This window comes from Pseudomonas sp. 10-1B (assembly GCF_000935045.1).
Classification (GTDB): domain Bacteria; phylum Pseudomonadota; class Gammaproteobacteria; order Pseudomonadales; family Pseudomonadaceae; genus Aquipseudomonas.
Genome location: NZ_JYKS01000050.1, coordinates 1 through 25097, shown reverse-complemented (window position 1 = coordinate 25097; position 25097 = coordinate 1). Strand labels below are relative to the sequence as shown.

Below are 25097 nucleotides of genomic sequence, written 5' to 3'. Positions count from 1 at the left end.
ACAGAAACTACACAGAACTCAAGGTGTGGTGTAGCTGTGGGAGCGGGTTTACCCGCGAAGAGGCCAGTACAGCTAACTCAATACACCACAGCCAGCCACGGCAGGTAGGTAACCTTCAGGCCATAGCGCTGCTCAAGCGTGCGCAGCAACGCTTCAGGCTCATCGAGGTCGAACACGCCGCTGACTTCCATCGCCGCCAGCTTGCTGTCGGACAGCACGATACGCCCGTGCCGGTAACGTTCGAGCTCTGCCAGCACCTGCCCCAGCGGCTTGCCGTTGAAGATCAACTTGCCGCGCTGCCAGGCAGTCTGGGCGCCGGCATCGGGCGCCACCGTCAATTGCTGTTCGCCGACTTTGGCTTCGCCGCGGGCCAATACCACGCGCCCATCGCGGCGCACGCTGAAGGTCGCGGCACTGCCCTGCACCGACCCGCCGGCCGTATCGACCACAAAGGGCCGTGGCTCGTCCGTGGTCTCGAACAGCGCCTCGCCGGCATCCAGCACGACCCGGCGCTCACGCTCGCTGAACGCCACACTCAAGGCACTGGCGCTGTTCAGCGTCACCCGCGTGCCATCGGCCAGGGTGATCACCTGCCGCTCGCCCAACCCGGTGTGGTAGTCCGCCAGCAGCACCGGCGCCTGCTGCCAGCCGGCCACCGCGGCGGCCAGCAACACCAGCGAGGCGGCCACGCCCGCGGCCCAGTGGCGCTTGCGCCGGGCAGGCACTGCCGCAGTTGCCTGGGCGGTTGGGGTATGGCCGATGTCCAGCCACAGCGCCTCGGCCTCGCGCGCCGCCTCGGCATGGGCCGGGCTCAGCGCGCACCAGCGCCGGTAACGCGCCTGGTCCGCGGTGCTGGCGTTGCCCGAATGCAACAGCACCTGCCAGTCGAGGGCATCGTCGGAAAGGTCGCTGATGGGTTGGGCAGCAGGCATGGCGCACAGGTCAGTCATGGTTGTGTTTGAGCCAGTCACGGCAATGGCGCAGGGCCTGGCCGATGTATTTTGCCACCATACTCTCGGAAACGCCCAGCCGTTGTGCGATCTGCGCCTGAGTCAAGCCTTCGACGCGGTTCAGCAACAGCGCCTGACGGGCATTGTCGGACAACTGCGACAGCGCTTCATCGAGGATCTGCAGGCGCTCCCGGGCCAGCAACGCCGCCTCGGGCGCCGGCGCCGGGCAGGCCACCTCGCCGGCCCCGTCGCTGTCGTCATGGCTGGCGGCGATGCGCTGCTCGCGGCGCAAGGCATCGATCGCCAGGTTGCCGGCCACGCGGAAGATGAAACTGCGCGCGTGCAGCACCGGCACCGCCTGCTCATCGATTTTCACCAGCTTCAGGTAGGTTTCCTGCGCCACGTCGGCAGCACGCTGGCGGTCGCTCATGCGGCGGGTGAGGAACTGCAGCAGGTCGTCGTAGTGCTCCTGGAAACTCGCCAGCAAGCCCGACACGGGTGACGTCAGCATGGGATGGGGAATAGCCAGTAAGAGTAGTTATCGGGCGTTAATGAGAAACAGTATCTTTCATATGAATGGATACTTTCAACGTCAACGCGCATTTGCCACACTGCCGGTTCGCTCACTCTGGCAAGGTCGCACCCCATGACTGCCCGTCTGCACCGCTACACCCGCCTGTTCCTGGCCCTGCTGCTGGCCTGTGGGCTAAGCGCCTGCGCATTGTTCCAGGCACGCGACCCGCTGAATATCAGCGTGATCGGCATCGAGCCGCTGCCCGGACAGGAACTGGAACTGCGCATGGCGGTGAAGATACGGGTGCAAAACCCCAACGAGGCGCCGCTCGACTACAACGGCATCGCCCTCAACCTGGAAGTGAACGGCCAGCCGCTGGCCGCCGGGGTCAGCGACCAGCAGGGGCACATTGGCCGTTATGACGAAGCGGTGATCGTGGTACCGGTGAGCATCACGGCGTTTTCCTTCCTGCGCCAGGCTTATGGGCTGGGCAAGCTGGATTCGCTGCAGGGGTTACCCTACAAGCTGCGCGGCAAGCTGGCGGGCGGGCCGCTGGGGACCGTGCGCTTTGCCGACGAGGGCAAGCTCGACCTGCCCAAGGGCGGCAACTGGTAAGCGCCCGCTTGCGCCATGATCAGCGGTTGGTGCTGGCCGCGGCCATCAGTTTGTTGACTTCACTGCGCACCATGCTGGCATATTCGGGTGGCGTCATGCCGTCCAGTTCGGCCCGCACCCACTCGGCCCATTTGCCCTTGCGCCGTGGCTTTTCGGCGATCAGCCGGGCCGCTTCGCCCTTGGCCTTGCCCAGGTTGTTCTGCCACATCTCGAACAGCCGGGCCTTCTCTGCCTCGATCTGCGCCCGTTCCTCGAAGCTCATGTTGGCCAGATTGAAACTCATGAAGGTACCTGCAGGTTTGAAAATGGCCGCTATCTTACACCCAGGCAACGCTACATCGGAAAGCCAGCGCAACTTTCCCGACGCGGCAGCATCCATTGTTCAAACCACCCCATCGACGAGGACGAGTTCATGGCCCGGAAAAACGCCACACTGGCCGACAGCGATCAGATCAAGGACCAGGTATTCAGCGAACTGCAAGCGCTGATCGAAGAATCGGAAAAGCTGCTCAACGACAGCGCCGCCCTGGTGGGCGACGAGGCAGAAACCCTGCGCGCCCAAGTCAGCCTGAAGCTACGCCAGGCGCGCGAGGCAGCCAGCAACGTGCGCAGCAAGGCGCAACCGGTGGTGGAGGCCACCCAAGACTACATCGGTGGTCACCCGTGGCAAACCGTGGCCATTTCCGCAGGCCTGGGGCTGGTGGTAGGCCTGTTGCTGGGACGACGCAACTGAACCTTGGGCCGCCTGGTGCGAATCAGGCGGCCTGCGCCAGCGGGATACCGCTGTGGAAGCGCAGTTCCTGGTCCGGCGTCTGGATCAGCTCCACTTCCGCTGCGCGCACCAGTTCCACCCGGCGGGCGATGTCCGCCTCATCGCCGTAGTTGTGCGCCAGTTTCAGGTAACCCTGATAGTGGCGCGCTTCACTCTTCAGCAGGCCATGGTAGAAGCGGCCCAGTTCCTCATCCAGGTGCGGCACCAGTGCGGCAAAGCGCTCGCAGCTGCGTGCTTCGATGAATGCCCCCACCACCAGCGTATCCACCAGCTTGACCGGCTCGTGGGCGCGCACCAGGCGCCGCAGCCCCGACGCATAGCGCCCCGCCGACACCGGGCGCAATGGCACGCCACGGCGCTTCATCAGGCGCAGCACCTGCTCGTGGTGCACCAGCTCCTCACGGGCCAGGCGCGACATCATGTTGATCAGGTCGAGGTGGGTGTTGTACTTGGCGATCAGGCTCAAGGCGGTGCTGGCGGCCTTGAATTCGCAGTTCTTGTGGTCGATCAGCAGGGTTTCCTGGTCGGCGAGCGCCGCCTCGATCCAGGCGTCTGGCGTCGGGCAACCAAGAAAGGCGTCGATTTCGGGGATCAGGGACATAAGCGTGCAACCACACAGGACAGGCAGGGCCGGCGATTATACCGGCGGCGGCGGGCGGCGCCAGTGACTATGCTTGATGTACATCAAGCGCCAGCGGGGGAAACGCCGACTATAGTCAGGCATTGGCCGCCACCTTTGAAGGGAGTTCACGCCCATGCAAGCCGTACGCAGCATCCTCGTCGTGCTCGACCCCGCGCACGCCCATAGCCGGGCACTGACCCGGGCCAAGCTGATCGCCGGTGTGACCGGGGCCCGCCTGCACCTGCTGATGTGCGACAAGCAGCATGACCACAGCGCCCTACTGAGCCTGCTGAGCAGCCAACTGCACGATGACGGGTACGATAACGTCACCCATGAGGAGGCCTGGCACGACAACCTGCACGACACCATCATCTGCGTGCAGCAGGCCGAGGGCTGTGAGCTGGTGATCAAGGAACACCGCCCGGACAACCCGCTGAAAAAAGCCCTGCTCACCCCCAGCGACTGGAAACTGCTACGCCAGTGCCCTTGCGCCGTGCTGATGGTCAAGAGCGAGCGGCCGTGGACCGGGGGCAATATCCTGGCCGCGGTGGACGTGGGCAACCAAGACGAGGACCACCGCCGCCTGCATGCGAGCATCATCGACCACGGCTATGCCATTGCCGGGCTGGCCAAGGGCGAGTTGCACGTCATCAGTGCCCATCCATCGCCGATGCTGTCGGCGTCGGACCCGGTGTACCAGCTGAGCGAGACCATCGAAAAGCGTTATCGCGAGGCCTGCAAGGCGTTCCAGGCGGAGTACGACATCAGCGAAGACCGCTTGCATGTGGCCGAAGGGCCAGCGGACGTGCTGATCCCGCATACCGAGAAGCTGCTCGATGCCGTGGTGACGGTGATTGGCACCGTGTGCCGTACGGGGATTTCCGGGGCGTTGATCGGCAATACCTCGGAAGTGGTGCTGGACTCGCTGGAAGGGGATGTGCTGGTGCTGAAGAGCGAAGAGGAAATCGCCCACCAGGCCGAATTGGCCCGTGGCTGAGTCCAACCTGTAAGGGCCCTATCGCCGGCAAGCCAGCTCCCACAAGAACCGCATTGACCTCAAGTCATATGCAGTACCTGTGGGAGATTCTATGGTTTCTGGCAAGGGCATCAGGGTTGCCAGATGCTCGCCACAGCATCTTCAGTGCGTGTGGCAAACACCTGTCAGCCCTGATGCGATCCCTGTGGGAGCTGGCTTGCCGGCGATAGGGCTGCGAAGCAGCCCCCAATCAACACCGACAGCTAGGCCAACGCCTCCCGCACCTTCGGGTCCAGCCCCTCGCCGGCATTGGCCTCGACCCATTCCGCCAACTGCCGGCGCATCGCCGGTGTCCAGAAGCTCTGCAGATGCTGCCTGATCCCTTGCACCGCCAACGCCCGGTCCGGTTCGCTGTCGAAGTAGTGGGCAATCTGGTTGGCCATCTTGACCAGGTTGGCGCTGCTCATCGGCGCACCTCGGCTTTTTCCGCCTTCTCTGCGGTGCGACGTTCCTTCAGCAAACGCCGCTGTTCATCGCTGAAGTCCTGATAACGCTTCTGCCATTGCGACGGCTGGAACACCTTCACCACCTCCACCGCCGTCACCTTGTACTCAGGGCAGTTGGTGGCCCAGTCGGAGTTGTCAGTGGTGATCACGTTAGCCCCCGACTCAGGGAAGTGGAAGGTGGTGTACACCACCCCCGGCGCCACCCGCGCACTGACCTTGGCCCGCAGCACGGTCTGCCCGGCGCGGCTGCCGATGCCGACCCAGTCACCGTCGTGAATACCGCGGCTTTCGGCGTCGGTCGGGTGAATTTCCAGGCGGTCGGCATCATGCCAGGCCACGTTGCCAGTGCGCCGGGTCTGGGCGCCGACGTTGTACTGGCTGAGGATGCGCCCGGTAGTCAGCAACAGCGGGTAGCGGTTGTTGACCTTCTCATCGGTGGGCACGTAGCCGGTGAGCATGAAACGCCCCTTGCCACGCACGAACTGGTCGATGTGCATGGTCGGTGTGCCGTCGGGCGCGGCGTCGTTGCAGGGCCACTGCAGGCTGCCATGGCGGTCGATCTCGGCGTAGCTGACGCGCTGGAAGGTCGGCGTCAGGCGGGCTATCTCGTCCATGATCTCGGAGGGGTGGCGGTAGTTCATCGGATAGCCCAGGGCGTTGGCCAAGGCCACGGTGGCTTCCCAGTCGGCCTTGCCGGCCAGCGGTTCCATGACCTTGCGCACCCGCGAAATACGCCGCTCGGCATTGGTGAAGGTGCCGTCCTTTTCCAGGAACGAGCTGCCGGGCAGGAACACATGGGCGAACTTGGCCGTCTCGTTGAGGAAGATGTCCTGCACCACCACGCACTCCATGGCGCGCAGGGCCGCGGTCACATGCTGGGTGTTGGGGTCGCTCTGGGCAATGTCCTCGCCCTGGCAGTACAGGGCCTTGAAGCTGCCATCCAGCGCCGCCTCGAACATGTTGGGAATGCGCAGGCCAGGGTCGGGCTGCAAGGTCACCCCCCAGGCACGCTCGAACTCGGCGCGCACGCCCTCGTTGGAAATATGCCGGTAGCCAGGCAGCTCATGAGGGAACGAGCCCATGTCGCACGAACCCTGCACGTTGTTCTGCCCGCGCAGCGGGTTCACCCCTACCCCTTCCCGGCCGATGTTGCCGGTGGCCATGGCCAGGTTGGCGATGCCCATCACCGCCGTGCTGCCCTGGCTGTGCTCGGTCACGCCCAGGCCGTAGTAGATCGCCGCGTTGCCGCCGGTGGCGTACAGGCGGGCAGCAGCGCGGATCTGCTCGGCGGGCACGCCACAGACCGGGCCGAGCACTTCGGGGGCGTTTTGCGCCTGGCTGACGAAGTCGCGCCAATGGCTGAAGTCCACGGTTTCGCAGCGGGCATCGATAAAGCGCTGGGCCAGCAGGCCTTCGGTGACGATCACGTGGGCCAGGGCGTTGAGCATGGCCACGTTGGTGCCTGGGCGCAGTTGCAGATGCAAATCGGCGCGGGCGTGGGGCGAGTCGACCAGGTCAATGCGCCGTGGGTCGATCACGATCAGCCGCGCGCCTTGGCGCAGGCGCCGCTTGAGTTGCGAGCCGAACACCGGGTGGGCATCGGTGGGGTTGGCGCCGATCACCAGCACCACGTCGGCCTGCATCACCGAATCGAAGCTCTGCGTGCCGGCCGACTCGCCCAGGGTCTGCTTCAGGCCATAGCCAGTGGGCGAATGGCATACCCGCGCGCAGGTATCGACGTTGTTGTTGCCGAACGCCGTGCGCACCAGTTTCTGCACCAGGTAGGCTTCTTCGTTGGTGCAGCGGCTGGAGGTGATGCCGCCGATGGAGTCGCGCCCGTACTTGAGCTGGATGCGGCGGAACTCGCTGGCGGCATAGGTTACCGCCTCGTCCCAGCTCACTTCCTGCCACGGATCTTGCAGGCGCTTGCGGATCATCGGCTTGGTGATGCGGTCCGGGTGGGTGGCGTAGCCCCAGGCGAAGCGGCCCTTGACGCAGGCGTGGCCGTGGTTGGCGCCGCCATTCTTGTCCGGGACCATGCGCACCAACTGGTCACCCTTCATTTCGGCACGGAACGAGCAGCCGACCCCACAGTAGGCGCAGGTGGTGATGACCGCGCGCTCGGGCTGGCCAAGCTGCACCAGGCTCTTTTCCGTCAGCGTCGCGGTCGGGCAGGCCTGCACGCAGGCGCCGCACGACACGCACTCGGAAGCGAGGAAGTTGTCGCCGCCCGCTGCCGCCACCCGCGATTCGAAGCCGCGCCCGGTGATGGTCAGGGCGAAGGTGCCCTGGATGTCCTCGCAGGCGCGCACGCAGCGGCTGCAGACGATGCACTTGCTCGGCTCGTAGTCGAAATACGGGTTGGATACGTCCTTTTTCTCGGCCAGGTGGTTGGCGCCGTCATAGCCGTAGCGCACCTCGCGCAGGCCCACCTGGCCAGCCACGCTCTGCAGCTCGCAGTTGCCGTTGGCCGAGCAGGTCAGGCAGTCCAGCGGGTGGTCGGAGATGTACAGCTCCATCACGTTGCGGCGCAGGCCGGCCAGGCGCGGGGTTTCGGTGCGCACCACCATGCCTTCGCTGACCGGCGTGGTGCAGGAGGCCGGGTAGCCACGCATGCCTTCGATTTCCACCATGCACATGCGGCATGAGCCAAACGCTTCGAGGCTGTCGGTGGCGCACAACTTGGGGATGTTGGTACCGAGCATGGCTGCGGCACGCATCACCGAGGTACCAGCGGGCACGCTGATGGCACGGCCGTCGATGCTCAGGCTGACCTGCACCTCGCTGTCGCGGGCCGGGGTGCCCAGGTCGCTGCTTTTATCAGAAGCGGGGTCGAAGTAATTGATCACTGCGCGGCCTCCGTTTGGGTCAGGCCGAAGTCGGCGGGGAAGTACTTGAGCGCGCTGGCCACCGGATAGGCGGTCATGCCGCCCATGGCGCACAGCGAGCCGTATTGCATGGTGTCGCACAGGTCGCGCAGCAACAGGGCCTGGTCATGGCGCTCGGTGAAATCACTCGTCGCGATCAGCCGGTCGACCACTTCCATGCCACGGGTCGAACCGATGCGGCACGGGGTGCACTTGCCACAGGATTCCTCGGCACAGAACTGCAGGGCAAAGCGCGCCATGCTGGCCATGTTCAGGGTATCGTCGGCCACCACCACACCACCATGGCCAAGCATCGCGCCCATGGCGGCGAAGGCTTCATAGTCCAGCGGCGTATCGAAGTGACTGGGCGGCACCCAGGCACCGAGCGGGCCACCTACCTGCGCGGCCTTCAGCGGCCGGCCACTGGCCGTGCCGCCGCCATAATCTTCCACCAGCTCGCGCAGGGTCAGGCCAAACGCGCGCTCCACCAGGCCGCCCCGACGGATGTTGCCGGCCAGCTGGAACGGCATGGTGCCCAGCGAACGGCCCATGCCGAAATCACGGTAGAACGCGGCGCCCTTGGCCAGGATGACCGGCACTGAGGCCAGGGTGAGCACGTTGTGCACCAGCGTCGGCAGGCCGAACAGCCCCTGCAGCGCAGGCAGTGGCGGCTTGGCGCGGACGATGCCGCGCTTGCCTTCGATGGATTCGAGCAGGGCGGTTTCTTCGCCGCAGATATAGGCGCCGGCGCCGACCCGCACCTCCAGGTCGAAGGCCTGGCCGCTACCGGCCACGTCGGTGCCGAGATAGCCGGCATCACGGGCGATGGCAAACGCCTGGTCGAGCACGCGGATGGCGTCGGGGTATTCCGAGCGCACATAGATGTAGCCCTTGTCGGCACCCACGGCGAGGCCGGCAATGATCATGCCTTCGATCAGCAGGAAGGGGTCGCCCTCCATCAGCATGCGGTCGGCAAAAGTGCCGGAGTCGCCCTCGTCGGCATTGCACACCATGTACTTCTGCCCTGCCCCTGCCTCACGAACAGTGCGCCATTTGATGCCCGCCGGAAATGCCGCGCCGCCACGGCCGCGCAGGCCGGAATCGAGCACCGCGGCGACCACTTCGGCACCGCCCAGGGCTACGGCAGCTTCCAGGCCGGCGAAACCACCGTGGGCACGGTAGTCGTCCAGCGACAGCGGGCGGATGATGCCGGCACGGGCGAACAACAGGCGCTGCTGGGACTTCAGATATGGGATTTGTTCGACCGGCCCCAGTGCCAGCGAGTGGCCACCCGGCGCACCGGTCAGGGTATCGAGCAATGACGGCACGTCTTCCAGGGTGACCGGGCCGAAGCCTAGGCGCCCTTGCGCGCTGTCGCACTCCAGCAGCGGCTCCAGCCAGTAGAGCCCGCGTGAGCTGGTGCGCTGGATTTCCAGCGGCAGCTGGCGGCGCTCGGCCTCGCGCTGCAAGGCATCGGCGACCTGGTCGGCACCAACGGCACGGGCCACCGAATCGCAGGAGATGTATACCTTCAGCATGCTGCATCCTCCCGACAACCGTTCACCAACGTGCGCAGGCGTTCAGGGGTGAGGCGCGCATGCACTTGGCCATCCAGCTCCAACGCCGGCGAGCAGGCACAGGCGCCCAGGCAATACACCGGGCGCAGGCTGATGGCGCCGTCGGCGCTGGTGCCGTGGTCGTCCAGCGCCAGCTGTTCGCGCAGTTGCGCGGCCAGGGCCTCGGCACCACGACTCTGACACGATTCGGCGCGGCACAGGCGCAGGGTGTGGCGCGCTGGCGGCGAGGTGCGGAAATCGTGGTAGAAACTGATCACCCCGCGCACCTCCGCCAGGCTCAGGTTCAGGGCATGGGCGATTTCGGGGACGGCGGCATCGGGGATATAACCGATGTCGTGCTGGATGGCATGCAGGATCGGCAACAGGGCGCCGGGAGTATCCTTGTCGCGGGCCAGGATACGCTGGATCATGGGCAGGTGGAGCAGTTCATCAGGCATACAGCGGACCTCGGCATCACGGACCCCGCCTTTGTCGTGATGAGGGCAGGTATCCAGCGTGTTCTGCTGTGGCGCGCCGGCCACGTCACGGTTACGTGGTATCAGCGGCCTCCTTGCCCCCGGCCGCACGTCTGCGCGCGCTGGTCCGAAGGCATCCTGCAAGCATGGCACTTGTGGCGCCGGGAGGTTGCGTGCGAGCGACCAAGCGTATCCTGAAACCGACGCGGGCTCTTTTTGCCATTGCGCGGTCTGCTCTTGTGGGAGCAACTGCCTTGTGTTGCCTGGGCTGGCCTCATCGCCGGCAAGCCAGCTCCCACAGGTACTGTGCCGATTTCGGGCGCACGCTATTACCTGTGGGAGCGGCTTTAGCCGCGAACACCGGCAAAGCCGGTGCCATCCATCGCGGCCTCAGGCCACCGCCTTGTCCCCGCTGCGCCCGGCTTCGAGCTCACGCACCAGCGGCAACACGTGCTCGCCGAAATACGCCACTTCTTCCTGGAAATGCAGGAACCCGGACAAGATCAAATCCACCCCCACCGCCTTCAGCGCAACGATGCGCTCGGCGATTTGCTGCGGGGTGCCGATCAGGTTGGTCTTGAATCCATCGTTGTACTGCACCAGGTCCTCGAAGCTGGACTTGGCCCAGTTGCCCTCGCCTTCCGGGCTCGCAGCACCGGCATGCTTCACCTCCTGGCCAAACGCCCGCACCGCCTCGGGGTTGGCCTTGTCGATGATCGCCTGCAACACTGCCTGCGCCTCTTCCTCGGTGTCACGGGCGATGATGAAGGCATTGACCCCGATCTTCACCGAATGGCCGTTGGCTGCCGCCTTGGCGCGAAGGTCATCGACCTGGGCCTTGATCCCTTCCACGCTGTTACCGTTGGTGAAATACCAGTCCGACACCCGCGCCGCCATGTCCCGCGCCGCACGCGAACTGCCACCTTGGAAGATCTCCGGGTGCGGCTGCTGCAGCGGCTTGGGTTTGAGGTTGTAGTTACGCAAGCGATAGAAGTCGCCGTTGAACGTGAAGTTGTCCTGCGTCCAGATCCCCTTCAGCGCGCGGATGAACTCCTCGGAGCGGCGATAGCGCTCGTCGTGATCCAGCCATGGCTCGCCAATGGCATGGAACTCGCCCTTGAACCAGCCCGAGACCACGTTGATGGCAATGCGGCCGTTGGTGAACTGGTCGATGCTCGCCAGCTGCTTGGCCGCCAGCACCGGGTTCCACGGGCCTGGCAGGATCGCGGCGATGACCTTGAGCTTTTCCGTGGCGGCCAGCAGCGCATGGCTGATGGTGACCGATTCATGCTGGTTGTCGGCACCGTAGCCGGCGGTGAAGCGGATTTGCGACAGGGCGTAGTCGAAGCCGGACTGTTCGGCGATTTGCGCTAGCTTGCGGTTGTAGTCGATGTCCCAGCTGGTGCGCTGCTCGATGGTGCTGACCACCAGGCCACCGCTGACGTTGGGGACCCAGTAGGCGAACTTGATCGGGGTGTGGCTCATGGGATGGCTCCTTGGGAATCCTTGAGGGTTCAAGGTGGTAGGAGCAGCAAGCGTGCCAACCAAAAACAAAGTTCAGTATCAATGGCTTAGCAAAATTCCTGAGCACGGCCAGGTGCATTGCGCATAGCAGACTGTCGAATCACTGTTGCCCCTGCAACAGCACGTCTGAGGACGCCCACCACAACGCCTGGCAAGCGCTCGGCGGTCAAGTACCGGGCCCCCACGCTATAGCCCTACACCGTCAACCGCGCCAACCGCTGCAACGCCCGAATCACTTCCTGATCCCGCTCCTCCAGCACATCCGCCTGGATAAGGGCGATCACCGCCTTCAGCAACTCGGTCTGATTCATCGCTGTTCGCTGTTGAAGCGCCAGCATGTCCTGCGCCATGTGCGGATTGACCTTCATCGACAACCGCCTGAACGCGCTTCGATCGACTTGAGCTGCTGTTTGCGCGCCTCGCGGATGGCCGGCGTGGATTGAGGCGGAATGGCGACCACCCCATCGCAGCGGGTACATACCCCTACCAGAATGTCCTTGGCCATCCCTTGGCCATCACTGAACGGTACATCCCGGCGAACATAGTGCGTGGGCACCACTGCCTGGCAATGCTCGCATAGCGCTTTTCCGCTATCCCCTTCTAGAAGGATCTTCATGATCTGGGTACTCCCCTGTTTCAAGCGCCGCTATCACGGCGCGTTGGCCACGGCTTGCCTTGGCGATCGCTTTCGCCCCTGCAGCCGCGGCATCCGCTGCTCTTCGTCGATCGCGGCCCCCACGCTACGCTTTATGATGCCGCTTACGCTGCCTCCAGCTCCAGTCGAGTACGAGCCCCGGCGTCGGACCGTTTCAACATCGCGGCCGGAATCGCCAGAATCAGCAAACCGCTGACGAACAGGCACGCGCCCAGCACGTAAGTGCCATTGTTGATATTGCCGGTCATCTCCTCCGCCATTGCGGTGATCATCGAGCCGGTGAAGCCCGACAGGTTGCCGATGGCATTGATCATGCCGATACCCGCCGCTGCCGCGACACCCGAGAGCACGGTACCCGGCAACGTCCAAAAGATCGGCATCAGGCTCAATACACCCGACGCTGCAACCGTCAGGAAGAGGATCGACAGCGTGATGTCATGGGCAAACGCGGCGCTGAGAATCAGTCCGCAACCGCCGATGAATGCAGGTATTGCGGCATGGAAGCGGCGCTCGCCGGTACGGTTGGAATGACGTGCATTCAGGAACATGGCGATGACGGCCACACCGTAGGGGATGGCGGTCAACAGGCCAATTTCCAGGGTGCTGGTCACGCCGGCGCTCTTGATGATCGACGGCATCCAGAAAGCAAGACCGTAAAAGCCTGTGTTGAAGGTCAGAAGGATGAACACCAGCAGCCATACCCGCGGGTTGAAAAAGACATCGGCCAGTCGGGAAACCTTGCCGCGCTCGTCCTGTTGCAGGTTGGCCTTGAGCAACAGCTTCTCCTTGTCGGAAAGCCAGCTCGCCTTGTCGATGTTGTCGCACAGGCAGGTGAATACCACCACCGCCATGATCACCGAAGGTACCCCTTCGACCAGCAGCATCCACTGCCAACCCGCCATGCCATGCCAGCCGTCCATGCTGGTCATCAGCCAGCCCGAGAGCATGCCGCCCAGCGTGAGGCTAACCGGCATCGCCATCAGGAAACCCGACATCACCCGGCTCTGCCGATGGGTCGGGAACCAGTAGTTGAGGTACAGGATCACGCCTGGAAAGAAGCCGGCCTCACAGATGCCCAGCAGAAAACGCAGCACGTAGAACATGGTGCTGGACTCGACATGGAAGAACACCGCAAGCGGCTGGGTGAAGGCTACCGCCATGGAGATGATCGCCCAGCTCATCATGATGCGGGCGATCCAGAATCGGGCGCCATACCGATGCAGCAACAGGTTGCTCGGCACCTCGAACAGGAAGTAACCCCAGAAGAACACACTGGCGCCCAGGGCATACACCGTATTGCTGAACTGCAGGTCCTCGAGCATGCTCAATTTGGCAAAGCCGATGTTCACCCGGTCGAGATAGGCCGCCATGTAGCACAACAGCAGTACCGGCAGAATACGCAAGATGACCTTGCGGTAAGTGCGATCTTCGAAAGCCTGATCGCGAACGGCGTCGACAGTTTGTTGATGTTCCATACCCAAGCCTCTTGGCATGTCGTGCATGCCTGATTGTTGTTATCGAAAGAGCCGGGCGCGACAGCGCCCATTGGTAGTGCCTGTTAGCAAATCGGATCACGGCTGGGCTGGCCATCGACCAGTCGCAGCAGGCCCAGTGGGTTGGCGTCGCGCAACGCCTCGGGCAGCAAGGCATCGGGGAAGTTCTGGTAGCACACCGGACGCAGGAAACGGTCGATCGACAGGCTGCCGACCGAGGTGCCGCGACTGTCGGACGTGGCCGGGTACGGGCCGCCATGGACCATGGCGTCGCACACCTCGACACCGGTCGGGTAGCCATTGACCAGCACCCTGCCGGCCTTTTGCTCTAGGATCGCCACAAGCGGCGCAGCCTCGGCCAGGTCACCAGCTTCACCGATCAAGGTGGCCGTCAGTTGGCCGCCCAGCGCGTGCAGCGCGGTCAGCAACTGGGCCTGGTCGGCCAGTTCGACCAGTACCGTGGCCGGCCCGAAGACCTCCTCCTGCAGCAATGGCTCACCATCCAACAGCAATTGCGCATCGGCCTGGAACAGCTGCGGCCAGGCCCGGTTGCCCTGCTGCTCAGCACCGGCCAGATGGCGGATACCGGCATGCGCCTTGAGCGTGGCCACACCATGGGCATAGCTGGCCAGGGTGCCGCTGTTGAGCATGGTCTGCGGTGCATGGTCGGCCATCTGCGCACGTAGATGCTCGATGAAGGCGCTGAAGTCAGGGGAGCGCACGCCCAGCACCAACCCGGGATTGGTGCAGAACTGTCCGCAGCCCAGCACCACCGAAGCCGCCAGCTCGCGGGCCACCGCCTCGCCACGGGCGGCCAGCGCCCCCGGTAGCACCAACACTGGATTGATGCTGCTCATTTCGGCGAACACCGGGATCGGCTGTGGCCGCGCCGCAGCCATGTCGCAGAGGGCACGGCCCCCCTTGAGCGAGCCGGTGAAGCCCACGGCACGGATGGCCGGGTGCTTGACCAGCGCTTCACCGACCGCGCCGCCGAAGATCATGTTGAACACCCCGGCCGGCATGCCGCAGCGCTCGGCAGCGCCGACGATAGCCTCGGCCACCCACTGCGCCGTGGCCATGTGGCCGCTGTGCGCCTTGAACACCACCGGGCAGCCAGCCGCCAGTGCCGCGGCGGTGTCGCCACCGGCGGTAGAGAATGCCAGGGGGAAGTTGCTGGCGCCGAACACCGCGACCGGCCCCAGGCCCAGGCGGCACTGACGGATGTCGAGGCGTGGCAGCGGAGTGCGCTGGGGTTGTGCACGATCGATGCGGGCGCCAGAGAAATCACCACGGCGCAGCACGGTGGCGAACAGGCGCAACTGGCCGCTGGTACGCCCCCGCTCACCCTGGATGCGCGCCGCTGGCAATGCCGTTTCACGGCAGACGGTGTCGATGAAATCGTCGCCCAGGGCATCCAGTGCCTCGGCGATGGCGTCAAGAAATTCGGCCCGGCGTGCCGCGGACAAGGCCCGGTAGGTCGGGTAGGCAGCGGCCGCCGCCAATGCTGCCGCGTTCACGTCTTCTTCCGTGGCCTGATGAAACGCCCCAGGCAGCGCCTGCCCCGTATGCGCATCGACACTTTGCAAGGTGGCCTGGCCGGTAGCACGGCGAACTCCGCCGATGAATTGCTGGCCTGCGTGTGAAGTCATTCGGTAATTCCTCGCCATTGCGTCAGACATTGGACGCTAATCTAGGCGGCTCTGCGATTCTTGCCCAATGGCTTTTCGGGATCATCCGATAACGATCTGTTATCACTCAGTTTGCGCCTGCCGTGCGTTGGCCACGAGAATTTCGGCGAATTCCAGGGCCGCGCCGCTCAAGGGCTCGCCTTTGCGGGTGAGGATGCCGTAGTCCTGCGGCGTCAAGTGCAGCGGTGTATCGAGGTTGACCAGCACACCGCTGGTCAGATGCGGCTCGACCATCGCCTGGGGCAGCATGCCGATCATCGGGCCGCCCAGCAGCACTTTCAGGAAGGTCTGCATGGAGATGGTATCGATGGTATTGCGCGGTACCGCCACGCCCGCTTCGGCGAACGCACGCTCCATGCGCCCGCGGATCGGCGTGCCCTTGGGGTATAGAATCCATGGCCACTCCAGCAACTGCGGCAAGGTCACCGGCCCGGCATCGCACAACGGGTGCTGGTCATTGACCACGAAGCAGAATGGCTCGGGCGCCAGCGGCTGGAAGTCGAACCGCTGCTGCTGCGACACATCGGTAAAGCGAGCAACGGCCAAGTGCAGGTGCTTGTCCTCGAGCATGGCCATCAGATGGTCGCTGGTCTGCTCCACCACCTCGATCGACAGCAACGGCTTGCGTTGCTTGATCGCGACGATGGCATCTGGCAGCGCCACGGCAGTGGCAGCAAAGATGCCGCCCACCTTCAAGTGGCCATGGCCGCCCTGGCGCAGGTTGTCGATCTGGTCGACGAAGTTGCGCGCATCGTTCAGCGCCACCTGGGCATAACGCACGACCTGCTCGCCCAGCGAGGTGGGCGGCATGCTGCGCGGCAGGCGTTCGAACAAGGCAAAGCCCAGCAGGTGCTCGATCTCCTTGAGCATCTTGCTGATCGCCGGCTGGCTGAGATTCATCTGCTGCGCCGCCAAGTGCATGTTGTGGGTGCGCCCGAGCGTATCGATAAGCACCAGGTGGCGGAATTTGAGCCAGTTGCAGACATGGGTGAAGGAAAGGTCCGACATGGAATCCACCTTTGGTGCAATAACCTATTGTTATCGAATAGTGAAAAGATGCCATTGGAGTTTATCGCGTGACGTGCCTAGCGTGCAGCTCTCAATAGCCAAGAGAGTTTTTGCCATGCCGATGATGCTTACCCCCGCCAATACCCTGCCCGAGGACGGCTTGAGCGGAACCCTGGTCGGCCGTGCCTGGACACCCGGTGAACCCGGCGGCCCATCGCTGATCACCCTGCGCGCCGACGGCGTGTTCGATCTGTCCGAGCATTTCGCCACCCTCAGCCAGTTGCTCGAATGCGCAGCCCCCTTGCAGATGGTGCGCAGCACCCCGGGGCGCTTCCTGTGCAGCCTCGAGGCGTTGCTGGGCAACAGCGGCGAGGCGTTCGATGCGAGCCTCCCCTACCTGCTGGCCCCGGTCGACCTGCAAGTGATCAAGGCCGCAGGCGTGACCTTCGCCGCCAGCATGATCGAGCGGGTGATCGAAGAGCAGGCCGGTGGCGATGCCAGCAAAGCCGAGGCTGTGCGTGCCACGGTACGCTCGGTGATCGGCGACAACCTGCGCGCGGTCCGTCCTGGTTCGGAACAGGCCATGGCGCTGAAGACGTTGCTGATCGAACAGGGCATGTGGTCGCAATACCTGGAAGTCGGCATCGGCCCGGATGCCGAAGTGTTCACCAAGGCCCCGGTGCTGGCGGCGGTCGGCAGCGGCAGCGCGATCGGCGTGCACCCGCATTCGGCATGGAACAACCCCGAACCCGAAGTGGTGCTGGCCGTCGACAGTCGTGGCCGCATCCATGGCGCGACCCTGGGCAACGACGTCAACCTGCGCGATTTCGAGGGCCGTAGCGCCCTGCTGCTAAGCAAGGCCAAGGACAATAACGCTTCCTGCGCCGTCGGCCCGTTCATTCGCCTGTTCGACGAAACCTTCGATCTGGATGCGGTGCGCCGCTGCGTCATCGACTTGGAAGTCCAGGGCACCGACGGCTACCGCCTGGTCGGCAGCAGCTCGATGGACCAGATCAGCCGCGACCCGGAAGACCTGGTCCGGCAGACACTCAACGAAAACCACCAGTACCCTGACGGTTTCCTGCTGTTCCTCGGCACCCTGTTCGCCCCCACCGAGGACCGGGACGAGCCAGGTGCCGGGTTCACCCACAAACTTGGCGACCAGGTGCGCATCGCCAGCCCGTTGCTGGGCCAACTGCGCAACGAAGTGACCACCAGCGATCAGGCTCGGCCCTGGACCTTCGGGCTAAGTGCGATGATGCGCAACCTGGCCGCTCGAGGGCTGCTGCAACGCTGACCGGCGCCAATGAATACAAGAGAGAACGACATGACCGATACCCCGAAACGCCCGCTGCGCAGCCAGCAATGGTTCGACGATCCGAGCCACGCCGACATGACCGCGCTGTATGTCGAGCGCTACATGAACTATGGCCTGACCCGCGACGAATTGCAGTCAGGGCGGCCGATCATCGGCATCGCCCAGACCGGCAGCGACCTCACCCCCTGCAACCGCCACCACATCGAGCTGGCCCAGCGGGTGAAGGCCGGCATCCGCGATGCGGGCGGGATTCCCATGGAGTTCCCGGTGCACCCGATCGCCGAGCAGAGCCGCCGGCCAACCGCCGCGCTGGACCGCAATCTGGCATACCTGGGCCTGGTTGAAATCCTCCACGGCTACCCGCTGGACGGCGTGGTGCTGACCACCGGTTGCGACAAGACCACCCCGGCCTGCCTCATGGCTGCGGCCACCACCGACCTGCCGGCGATCGTACTCTCTGGCGGGCCGATGCTCGACGGCCACCACAAGGGCCAGCTGATTGGCTCGGGCACGGTATTGTGGCATGCGCGCAACCTGATGGCCGCTGGCGAAATCGACTACGAAGGCTTCATGGAAATGACCACCGCCGCGTCACCTTCGGTGGGCCACTGCAACACCATGGGTACGGCGCTGTCGATGAACGCCCTGGCCGAGGCCCTGGGCATGTCGCTGCCTGGCTGCGCCAGTATCCCAGCGCCCTATCGCGAGCGTGGGCAGATGGCCTACGCCACGGGCCGGCGCATTTGCGAGCTGGTGATGCAGGACGTGCGCCCGTCTTCGATCATGACCCGCGAGGCGTTCGAAAACGCGATCGCCGTGGCTTCGGCACTGGGCGCCTCGAGCAACTGCCCGCCGCACCTTATCGCCATCGCCCGGCACATGGGCATCGAGCTGTCGCTGGACGACTGGCAGCGCATCGGTGAAAACGTGCCACTGCTGGTCAATTGCATGCCGGCGGGCAAATACCTGGGCGAAGGCTTCCACCGCGCCGGCGGCGTGCCAGCGGTGATGCACGAACTGCGCAAGGCCGGCCGCCTGCACGAAGCCTGCGCCACGGTCAGCGGACGGGCTATCGGCGAGATCGTCAGCGACACCGTCACCAGCAACCGCGACGTGATCCTGCCGTTCGACCAGCCGCTCAAGCACAGCGCCGGTTTCATCGTGCTCAGCGGCAACTTCTTCGACAGCGCGATCATGAAGATGTCGGTGGTCGGCGAAGCCTTCCGCAAGACTTACTTGGCCGAGCCTGGCAAGGAAAACAGCTTCGAGGCCCGGGCTATCGTGTTCGAAGGCCCCGAGGATTATCACGCGCGCATCGACGACCCGGCGCTGGACATCGACGAGCGTTGCATCCTGGTCATCCGGGGTGCGGGGACCGTGGGTTACCCGGGCAGTGCTGAAGTGGTCAACATGGCACCACCGGCAGCGCTGATCAAAAAGGGCATCGACTCTTTGCCCTGCCTGGGCGATGGCCGCCAGAGCGGTACCTCGGCCAGCCCCTCGATTCTCAACATGTCGCCGGAGGCGGCGGTTGGCGGAGGCCTGGCGCTGTTGCAGACCAACGATTGGCTGCGGGTCGATCTCAACCAGCGGCGTGTCGATCTGCTGGTGGACGACCAGGAGGTGGCGCGCCGTCGTGCAGCCTGGAAACCGAGCATTCCAGCTTCGCAGACACCGTGGCAAGAGTTGTACCGCCAGTTGGTGGGCCAGCTTTCAACGGGTGGTTGCCTGGAACCGGCGACGCTGCACATGCGCGTCATTGCGCGTGAAGGTGGGATGCCACGGCATTCTCATTGAAAGAGCGCTGAATGATCGGCCTACCGCAGTTCACTGGTGACTCTGGTAGGCCGGTTTTCATAGAACGACATCAGCTGAACACCCAGAGCACCCGGGTGGGCTTGTCGGTGAGGTTGGCGTAACGAAAACTGGTGTGCGGTTGCAGTTGGAAACTGTCACTGGCGCACAGCGTTACCGGCTCGCCGCCATCCAGCCAGACGGTCAACTCGCCTTCGAGCACGAAGCAGCCCTGTTCCGCGCTGTCGTCCAGGTACTCCTCGCCACTGCTGGCCCCCGGCTCCAGGTGGCTATCGAGCATGGAGAACGCACCCGTTATCGTCGGGGATGCCAGCACATCGGTGATGCCGCCTGCCAAGTGCAGCGTGCGACGCTCATGAGGGCGGGTAACCCAGTCGAGCTCGCGAGGCTTTTCCAGCTTGTAGAAGTAGGCCGTCGAGACGCCGAGTTCTTCGCTGATAGCCGTGAGGTCGGCCACGGTTGGGCGCGATACGCCCCGTTCGACCTGGGAAAGAAAGCCCACCGAACGGCCGATGCGCTGGGCCAGCTCGCCCAGCGTCAAGCCTTTGAACTTGCGCAGGTCGCGAATCAGTACGGCCAGGCCTTCGATCTCTTCGTGCACTTTCATAGTTGAATCGCGACTATCGGACGGGAAAATTAATGCCGTGAAAAGTACATGATTCATCTCGCAAAGCAAAATTGTTCAAGGCTCTACCAGAACCAGCAGGGCGGGACAGGGACTGACGGCTGGTAATTTGGGGCCGCCGTGCGGCCCATCGCTGGCAAGCCAGCCCTCATAGAACAACAGATAACTTATTGATTTGGCAGGGGCTCTGTGGGAGCGGGCGTGTCGAGGCGTCGAACCGCCGCGAACACCGGCGCAGCCGGTGCCATCCACCGCGTTGGATTCTTCGCGGGCGCGCCCGCTCCCACAGAGGCCGCGTCGCGCTTACGAATTGAGTTCTCTGCGCGACAGCGCAGCCCATAGGGATGGGTGATCTCCCACAGGGTCCGCACAATTCCTGAAATATGCGCTTTACCTGTGGGAGCTGGCTTGCCGGCGATGGGCTGCTCAGCGACACCCCTGGCCTTAGCGAACCGCCTCGTACGTCAGGTCCAGGCACTTGCGGGCCTTTTCCACCAGTTCGTCGATCTCCTCGATGCTGATCACCAGCGGCGGCGCGATGATCATGGTATCGCCCACGGCGCGCATGATCAGGCCGTTGTCGAAGCAGTGCTGGCGACAGATCATGCCCACGCCCTTGCCTTCGTAACGGGCGCGGGTGGTCTTGTCTTTCACCAGCTCGATCGCACCAAGCATGCCCAGACCGCGCACTTCACCTACCAACGGGTGGTCCGCCAGTTCGCGCAGACGCTGCTGCAGGTAAGGCGCGGTCTTGTCGTGCACCTGCGTGATGATCTGCTCGTCACGCAGGATCCGCAGGTTCTCCAGGCCCACCGCTGCCGCCACCGGGTGGCCGGAATAGGTGAAGCCGTGGTTGAAGTCGCCACCTTCGCTGATGACGTTGGCCACTTCGTCACGAACGATCACACCGCCCATGGGGATATAGCCGGAGGTCAGGCCCTTGGCGATGGTCATCAGGTCGGGCTCGAGGCCGTAGTAGTCGGTACCGAACCACTCACCGGTACGGCCGAAGCCGCAGATCACTTCGTCGGCGACGAAGAGGATGTCGTACTTGGCCAGAATCTCCTTGATCTTCGGCCAGTAGGTCTGCGGTGGAATGATCACGCCACCGGCGCCTTGGATCGGTTCGGCGATGAAGGCAGCGACGTTGTCTTCGCCAACTTCAAGGATCTTCTTCTCCAGCTGCTCGGCCGCCCACACGCCGAAGTCGGCCTCGCTCATGTCGCCGCCTTCACCGAACCAGTATGGCTGCGGGATGTGCACGATATCCGGGATCACCCCGCCCTGCTGGTGCATGCCGCTCATGCCGCCAAGGGCGGCGCCTGCCACGGTGGAGCCGTGGTAGCCGTTGATGCGGCCAATGATCACCTTCTTGTTTTTCTGCCCCTTCAGCGCCCAGTAATGGCGGACCATGCGCAGCACGGTGTCGTTGCCTTCGGAGCCGGAGCCGGTGAAGAACACATGGTTCATGCCGTGCGGGGCCACATCGGCGATCGCCTTGGCCAGTTCCAGCGCAGGTGGGTGCGCAGTCTGGAAGAACAGGTTGTAGTAAGGCAGTTGCTTCATCTGCTGGCTGGCGACCTCGGCCAGCTCATCACGGCCATAGCCGACCGCCACGCACCACAGGCCGGCCATGCCATCGAGAATCTTGTGGCCTTCACTGTCCCAGAGGTACACACCCTTGGCCGAGGTGATGATGCGCGGGCCTTTCTCGGCCAGTTGCTTGACATCGCTGAACGGGGCCAGGTGATGGTCGCGGCTCATCGCCTGCCAGGCAAGGGTCTGCGAATTCTGTTCACTCATTGACTTCACTCCATCAAGTTGCGCAGCCGTGCTGCGCGGGTACTTTTTTGTATGTGGGAACGGTCGCTGTTCAGGCGCTCAGCAACAGCCTCTGGCGCAGCACCGAGCGCTGCCGGCAGGCCTTGCCAAAGGACTGGAAGATGGTCAGGTAATGCGGGTTATCCATGACCTGGAACTCGGGGTGCCATTGCACGGCCAGGGCAAAACCCTTGCTGTTCTCCACCGAAATCGCCTCCACCAGGCCGTCGGGTGCCAGCGCTTCCACCCTCAGCCCGGGGGCCAGTACGTCGATGCCCTGCCCGTGGATGGAATTGACGTCGAAGATCGCCGGCAAGCCCATGCGGTCAAGCAGGCCGCCAGGCTCGACATGCATGGTGTGGCGCGGACCATATTGCTTTTCGATCGGCTCGCCCTTGCCTTCGCGGTGGTCCATGAATACGCCAGCCTCGTGGACCTTCTGGTACAGGGTGCCGCCCAGCGCCACGTTCATTTCCTGAAAACCACGGCAAATGCCCAGCACCGGCACGCCAGCGGCAATTGCCGCACGCATCAGCGGCAACGTGGTGGCGTCACGCAGCGGGTCGTGATGAGTGCCCGCGACACTGGCCGGGCCGTTGTAGTGGAACGGCTCGATGTTGGACGGCGAACCGGTGAAGATCAGCCCATCCACCACGTCGAGGATATCGGCGCTGTCCATCAGCTCGCCGAGGCTGGGTATCACGATGGGCAAGCCACACGCCGCCTTGGCTGCCGCGCGTGCGTACTTCTCGGCGATGGTCTGGGTGGCATGCTGCTCAATCATGCTGGTGCATGCGGTAATGCCAATAACGGGCACACGTGGCATATCTTCCTCCGGCAAATCGGTATTGCGCGTGGTATTCGTTGGAAAGGCGTTGCTGTTCGAATCGCAGCCGCTACAGGAACCAGCGGTACTCTCGGGCATCGATGTGGTGCATGAAATCCAGTTGCTCCTGGTATTTGTTTTCGCAATAGACCATCACGAATTCACTGCCCAGGCCCTCGTTGAGCACCGGGTGGTGACGCATGGCGGCCAGGGCGCTGAGGGCATCCTTGGGGAAATCGATGCCGCTCTGGCGGTTGTCGTTCAGCGGGGCGATGGGTTCGACGCCACGATCCAGGCCATGCTCCATCCCGGTCAGGATGGCCGCCAGCACCAGGTACGGGTTGGCATCGGCGCCAGCGAGGCGGTGTTCGATGCGCAGGTTGCGCGGGTCGGACTCGGGAATACGAATGCACGCATCACGATCCTCGAAGCCCCAGCTGGCCTTGCTCGCCGCGTTGACCATCGCGCCGTAACGGCGGTAGGCATTGTGGTTGGGGGCGAAGATCGGCATGCAGTGGGGCAGCAGCTCCAGGCACCCTGCCACCGCATGGCGCAGCTTGCGCTGTTCAGCGCCCGCCAGGATGTTGTTGCCGGCGGCGTCATACAGGCTGACGTGCACATGCATGCCACTGCCCGGCGCATGCAGGTATGGCTTGCTCATGAAGCTGGCACGGTAGCCGTGTTTCATCGCGATACCGCGGGTACTGCGGCAGAACAGCGCCGACCAGTCCGCCGCGCTCAAGGCATCGTCACTGTGGGCGAAATTGATCTCGAACTGGCCTGGGCCCAGCTCCGCGGTGATGACGTTCGCCGGCACGCCCTGCTCGTTGGCGCCATCGACCATCTCGTGCAGCACCGACGAGAAGCGCGACAGCCGCTCGATGTGCATGTTCGGCTGGTCGTCTTCGTCACCGGTCGCGGTATCGCGTGGGTACTGTGGCAGGCCGTTATCGAGCTTGCGGTCGAACAGGTAGAACTCCAGCTCGAAGGCCACTACCGGATGAATGCCACGCTTGGCCAGGCGTTGCAGCACGCGGGCCAGCACTTCACGGGGCTCGAACTCGATCGGCTCGGCGGTGCCGTCGGAGGTGATCAGCATCTGGGCGATCACTTCCTTTTCCCAGCGCACCGGCTTCAGCGTGCCCGGCACCAGGCGCCGGGCAGCATCCGGGTCGCCGTCGGCGAAGCAGTAGTCACCAATCGGGTACAGGCCACCCTGGGTGCCCAGCAGCACGCAGTTCTGCGGCAGCTTCAGCGGCGCGCCGGCGGCCACTTTTTCCAGCATGTCCATGGGGTAGCGCTTGCCGTAGAAGTGCCCAGGGATATCCAGTGCAATCAGGTCGACATAACGTATTTCTGGGTGTTCCGCTCGGAACGAGCGCACTTCAGTCAGCAGATCCGGAAAGATGACACTCATCTTCTTGTCCTTGTGAGGTGAACGAATTCAATTGAAGACCCAGAGCACGCGGGCGGGCTTTGCCGTCAAGTTGGCGTAACGGAACTGCGCATGGGGTTGCAACTGGAAGCAGTCGTTGGCCCGCAGGGTCACGGCCTCGCCCTGGTCCAGCCATACCGTGAGTTCGCCTTCGAGCACGAAACAGCCCTGCTCGGAACGGTCGCTCAGATACTCCTCGCCACTGCTGGCACCTGGCTCTAGATGGCTGTCGAGCATGGAAAAGGCGCCGGCGATGGTGGGCGACGCCAGCACATCGGTGATACCCGCCTCGAGGTACAGCGTGCGCCGCTCGTGAGGGCGCGTGACCCAGCCGATGCTGCGCGGCTTGCTCAGGTTGTAGAAGTACGCGGTCGATACGCCGAGCGCTTCGCTGATGGCGGTGAGGTCGGCCACGGTCGGGCGCGAAACACCGCGCTCGACCTGGGAGAGGAAGCCGACCGAGCGGCCGATGCGCTCGGCCAGCTCACCCAGGGTCAGGTTCTTGAATTTGCGCAGGTCGTGAATAAGGATCGCGAGGGCTTCAACCTCTTCGTGCATCTTCATCGTTTTAGACTGCCGTGAAATTTTTATGTTTATTTTTCATGAAAAAATACATGAAAAATTTCACGCGTCAAGCCGAATCTGTCGCAGCCAAAGGCCACCTGCCCTGTTTGCGGGAGCGGCGGTGCGGCGATCCGATTCACCCGCGAAGGGTCCAGCACGGTGAATGGCACCGGCTCTGCCAGGAGCAAGTGGTAACAAACGCGCATATGAAATGTGCACAAAATTCCCACTTCAAGTTTCAGCCAGGCACGAAGCAATTAGCCATCAAAGCCGGACGCCGTGAATACCCTGCACCTGACTGGTTGGTACGAATATTGTTTGTATACAAATTCAAAAATAAAAGTACACAACCATCATGGAGTCCCGATGGCGTCGATTTCGCGTTCCGATGTTAGCCAGCTTGATGCTCTCCCTACCGACACGGCCGAGCCCGGCCAGGTGGCATTGAGCCCGCGCCTATACAGTGCCGAC

General features: G+C 63.8%; 23 protein-coding genes and 1 pseudogene. 5 read left to right on the top strand and 19 right to left on the bottom strand.

Annotated elements, in window-relative coordinates; all coding sequences use genetic code 11:
* Positions 1-77: 77 nt before the first annotated feature.
* Together TZ03_RS23240 and TZ03_RS23235 are read right to left on the bottom strand one after the other, a co-directional pair.
* Positions 78-950, bottom strand: a complete 873-nt coding sequence (locus TZ03_RS23240; RefSeq protein ID WP_236692886.1) for a FecR family protein — start codon at positions 948-950, stop codon at positions 78-80.
* Between the two features lie 4 nt (positions 951-954).
* Positions 955-1461: pseudogene (locus TZ03_RS23235) on the bottom strand (RNA polymerase sigma factor); the annotation flags it as partial.
* A 135-nt stretch (positions 1462-1596) separates the two neighbouring features.
* Between TZ03_RS23235 and TZ03_RS23230 the strand changes: the two are divergent.
* Positions 1597-2079, top strand: a complete 483-nt coding sequence (locus tag TZ03_RS23230) for an LEA type 2 family protein (protein ID WP_051100699.1) — start codon at positions 1597-1599, stop codon at positions 2077-2079.
* Positions 2080-2098: 19 nt separating this feature from the next.
* On the opposite strand, the gene TZ03_RS23225 is transcribed toward TZ03_RS23230, so the two are convergent.
* Positions 2099-2362 carry a hypothetical protein gene (locus TZ03_RS23225; RefSeq protein WP_051100698.1) on the bottom strand — a complete coding sequence of 88 codons (264 nt, stop codon included), beginning with the start codon at positions 2360-2362 and terminating at the stop codon, positions 2099-2101.
* Positions 2363-2491: 129 nt separating this feature from the next.
* Here TZ03_RS23225 and TZ03_RS23220 point away from each other — a divergent pair, with 129 nt between their 5' ends.
* Positions 2492-2812 (top strand): DUF883 family protein, encoded by a 321-nt coding sequence (locus tag TZ03_RS23220; RefSeq protein WP_051100697.1) that lies wholly within the window; start codon positions 2492-2494, stop codon positions 2810-2812.
* A gap of 22 nt (positions 2813-2834) precedes the next feature.
* Here the strand turns inward: TZ03_RS23220 and TZ03_RS23215 are convergent, their stop codons facing one another.
* On the bottom strand, positions 2835-3452 hold the full coding sequence (locus tag TZ03_RS23215) for a tRNA-(ms[2]io[6]A)-hydroxylase (protein WP_051100696.1): 618 nt from the start codon (positions 3450-3452) through the stop codon (positions 2835-2837).
* Between the two features lie 154 nt (positions 3453-3606).
* On the opposite strand from TZ03_RS23215, the gene TZ03_RS23210 reads away from it, so the two are divergent.
* Complete coding sequence (locus TZ03_RS23210) at positions 3607-4470, top strand: universal stress protein (RefSeq protein ID WP_051100695.1); 864 nt, start codon at positions 3607-3609, stop codon at positions 4468-4470.
* 242 nt (positions 4471-4712) lie between these two features.
* Here TZ03_RS23210 and TZ03_RS23205 read toward each other — a convergent pair whose 3' ends face one another.
* From TZ03_RS23205 to TZ03_RS23165, 10 genes are all read right to left on the bottom strand, one after another.
* Positions 4713-4916: a formate dehydrogenase subunit delta gene (locus TZ03_RS23205; RefSeq protein WP_051100694.1), complete on the bottom strand. Its 204-nt coding sequence runs from the start codon at positions 4914-4916 to the stop codon at positions 4713-4715.
* A complete protein-coding gene (gene fdhF, locus TZ03_RS23200) occupies positions 4913-7804 on the bottom strand; it encodes a formate dehydrogenase subunit alpha (protein WP_051100693.1) in 2892 nt (963 codons plus the stop codon). Before fdhF ends, TZ03_RS23205 begins: the two co-directional genes overlap by 4 nt.
* Positions 7801-9360, bottom strand: coding sequence for a formate dehydrogenase beta subunit (locus tag TZ03_RS23195; RefSeq protein WP_051100692.1), 1560 nt, complete (start codon positions 9358-9360; stop codon positions 7801-7803). Before TZ03_RS23195 ends, fdhF begins: the two co-directional genes overlap by 4 nt.
* Entirely contained in the window at positions 9354-9836 is a 483-nt protein-coding gene (locus TZ03_RS23190; protein ID WP_051100739.1) for a formate dehydrogenase subunit gamma, read from the bottom strand. Before TZ03_RS23190 ends, TZ03_RS23195 begins: the two co-directional genes overlap by 7 nt.
* A 408-nt stretch (positions 9837-10244) precedes the next feature.
* Complete coding sequence (gene sfnG, locus TZ03_RS23185) at positions 10245-11339, bottom strand: dimethylsulfone monooxygenase SfnG (RefSeq protein WP_051100691.1); 1095 nt, start codon at positions 11337-11339, stop codon at positions 10245-10247.
* Positions 11340-11572: 233 nt separating this feature from the next.
* The gene (locus tag TZ03_RS31620) at positions 11573-11746 is read right to left on the bottom strand and encodes a hypothetical protein (RefSeq protein WP_236692885.1); all 174 of its coding nucleotides are present in this window, start codon (positions 11744-11746) and stop codon (positions 11573-11575) included.
* The gene (locus tag TZ03_RS31615) at positions 11743-11994 is read right to left on the bottom strand and encodes a hypothetical protein (protein WP_236692884.1); all 252 of its coding nucleotides are present in this window, start codon (positions 11992-11994) and stop codon (positions 11743-11745) included. Before TZ03_RS31615 ends, TZ03_RS31620 begins: the two co-directional genes overlap by 4 nt.
* A gap of 143 nt (positions 11995-12137) precedes the next feature.
* A complete protein-coding gene (locus tag TZ03_RS23175) occupies positions 12138-13508 on the bottom strand; it encodes an MFS transporter (protein WP_051100690.1) in 1371 nt (456 codons plus the stop codon).
* 83 nt (positions 13509-13591) lie between these two features.
* The gene (locus TZ03_RS23170; RefSeq protein ID WP_051100689.1) at positions 13592-15175 is read right to left on the bottom strand and encodes an aldehyde dehydrogenase (NADP(+)); all 1584 of its coding nucleotides are present in this window, start codon (positions 15173-15175) and stop codon (positions 13592-13594) included.
* Between the two features lie 102 nt (positions 15176-15277).
* The gene (locus tag TZ03_RS23165; protein WP_051100688.1) at positions 15278-16222 is read right to left on the bottom strand and encodes a LysR family transcriptional regulator; all 945 of its coding nucleotides are present in this window, start codon (positions 16220-16222) and stop codon (positions 15278-15280) included.
* A gap of 115 nt (positions 16223-16337) precedes the next feature.
* Here TZ03_RS23165 and TZ03_RS23160 point away from each other — a divergent pair, with 115 nt between their 5' ends.
* Entirely contained in the window at positions 16338-17519 is a 1182-nt protein-coding gene (locus TZ03_RS23160) for a fumarylacetoacetate hydrolase family protein (protein WP_051100687.1), read from the top strand.
* A gap of 30 nt (positions 17520-17549) precedes the next feature.
* A complete protein-coding gene (locus tag TZ03_RS23155; protein ID WP_051100686.1) occupies positions 17550-19337 on the top strand; it encodes an IlvD/Edd family dehydratase in 1788 nt (595 codons plus the stop codon).
* 70 nt (positions 19338-19407) lie between these two features.
* On the opposite strand, the gene TZ03_RS23150 is transcribed toward TZ03_RS23155, so the two are convergent.
* From TZ03_RS23150 to TZ03_RS23130, 5 genes are all read right to left on the bottom strand, one after another.
* Positions 19408-19962 (bottom strand): helix-turn-helix domain-containing protein, encoded by a 555-nt coding sequence (locus tag TZ03_RS23150; protein WP_051100685.1) that lies wholly within the window; start codon positions 19960-19962, stop codon positions 19408-19410.
* Between the two features lie 462 nt (positions 19963-20424).
* Positions 20425-21783: an aspartate aminotransferase family protein gene (locus TZ03_RS23145; protein WP_051100684.1), complete on the bottom strand. Its 1359-nt coding sequence runs from the start codon at positions 21781-21783 to the stop codon at positions 20425-20427.
* Positions 21784-21853: 70 nt separating this feature from the next.
* On the bottom strand, positions 21854-22627 hold the full coding sequence (locus TZ03_RS23140; protein WP_051100683.1) for a gamma-glutamyl-gamma-aminobutyrate hydrolase family protein: 774 nt from the start codon (positions 22625-22627) through the stop codon (positions 21854-21856).
* A gap of 70 nt (positions 22628-22697) precedes the next feature.
* Entirely contained in the window at positions 22698-24044 is a 1347-nt protein-coding gene (locus tag TZ03_RS23135; RefSeq protein ID WP_051100682.1) for a glutamine synthetase family protein, read from the bottom strand.
* A gap of 27 nt (positions 24045-24071) precedes the next feature.
* Entirely contained in the window at positions 24072-24626 is a 555-nt protein-coding gene (locus TZ03_RS23130) for a helix-turn-helix domain-containing protein (protein ID WP_051100681.1), read from the bottom strand.
* Positions 24627-25097: the final 471 nt, after the last annotated feature.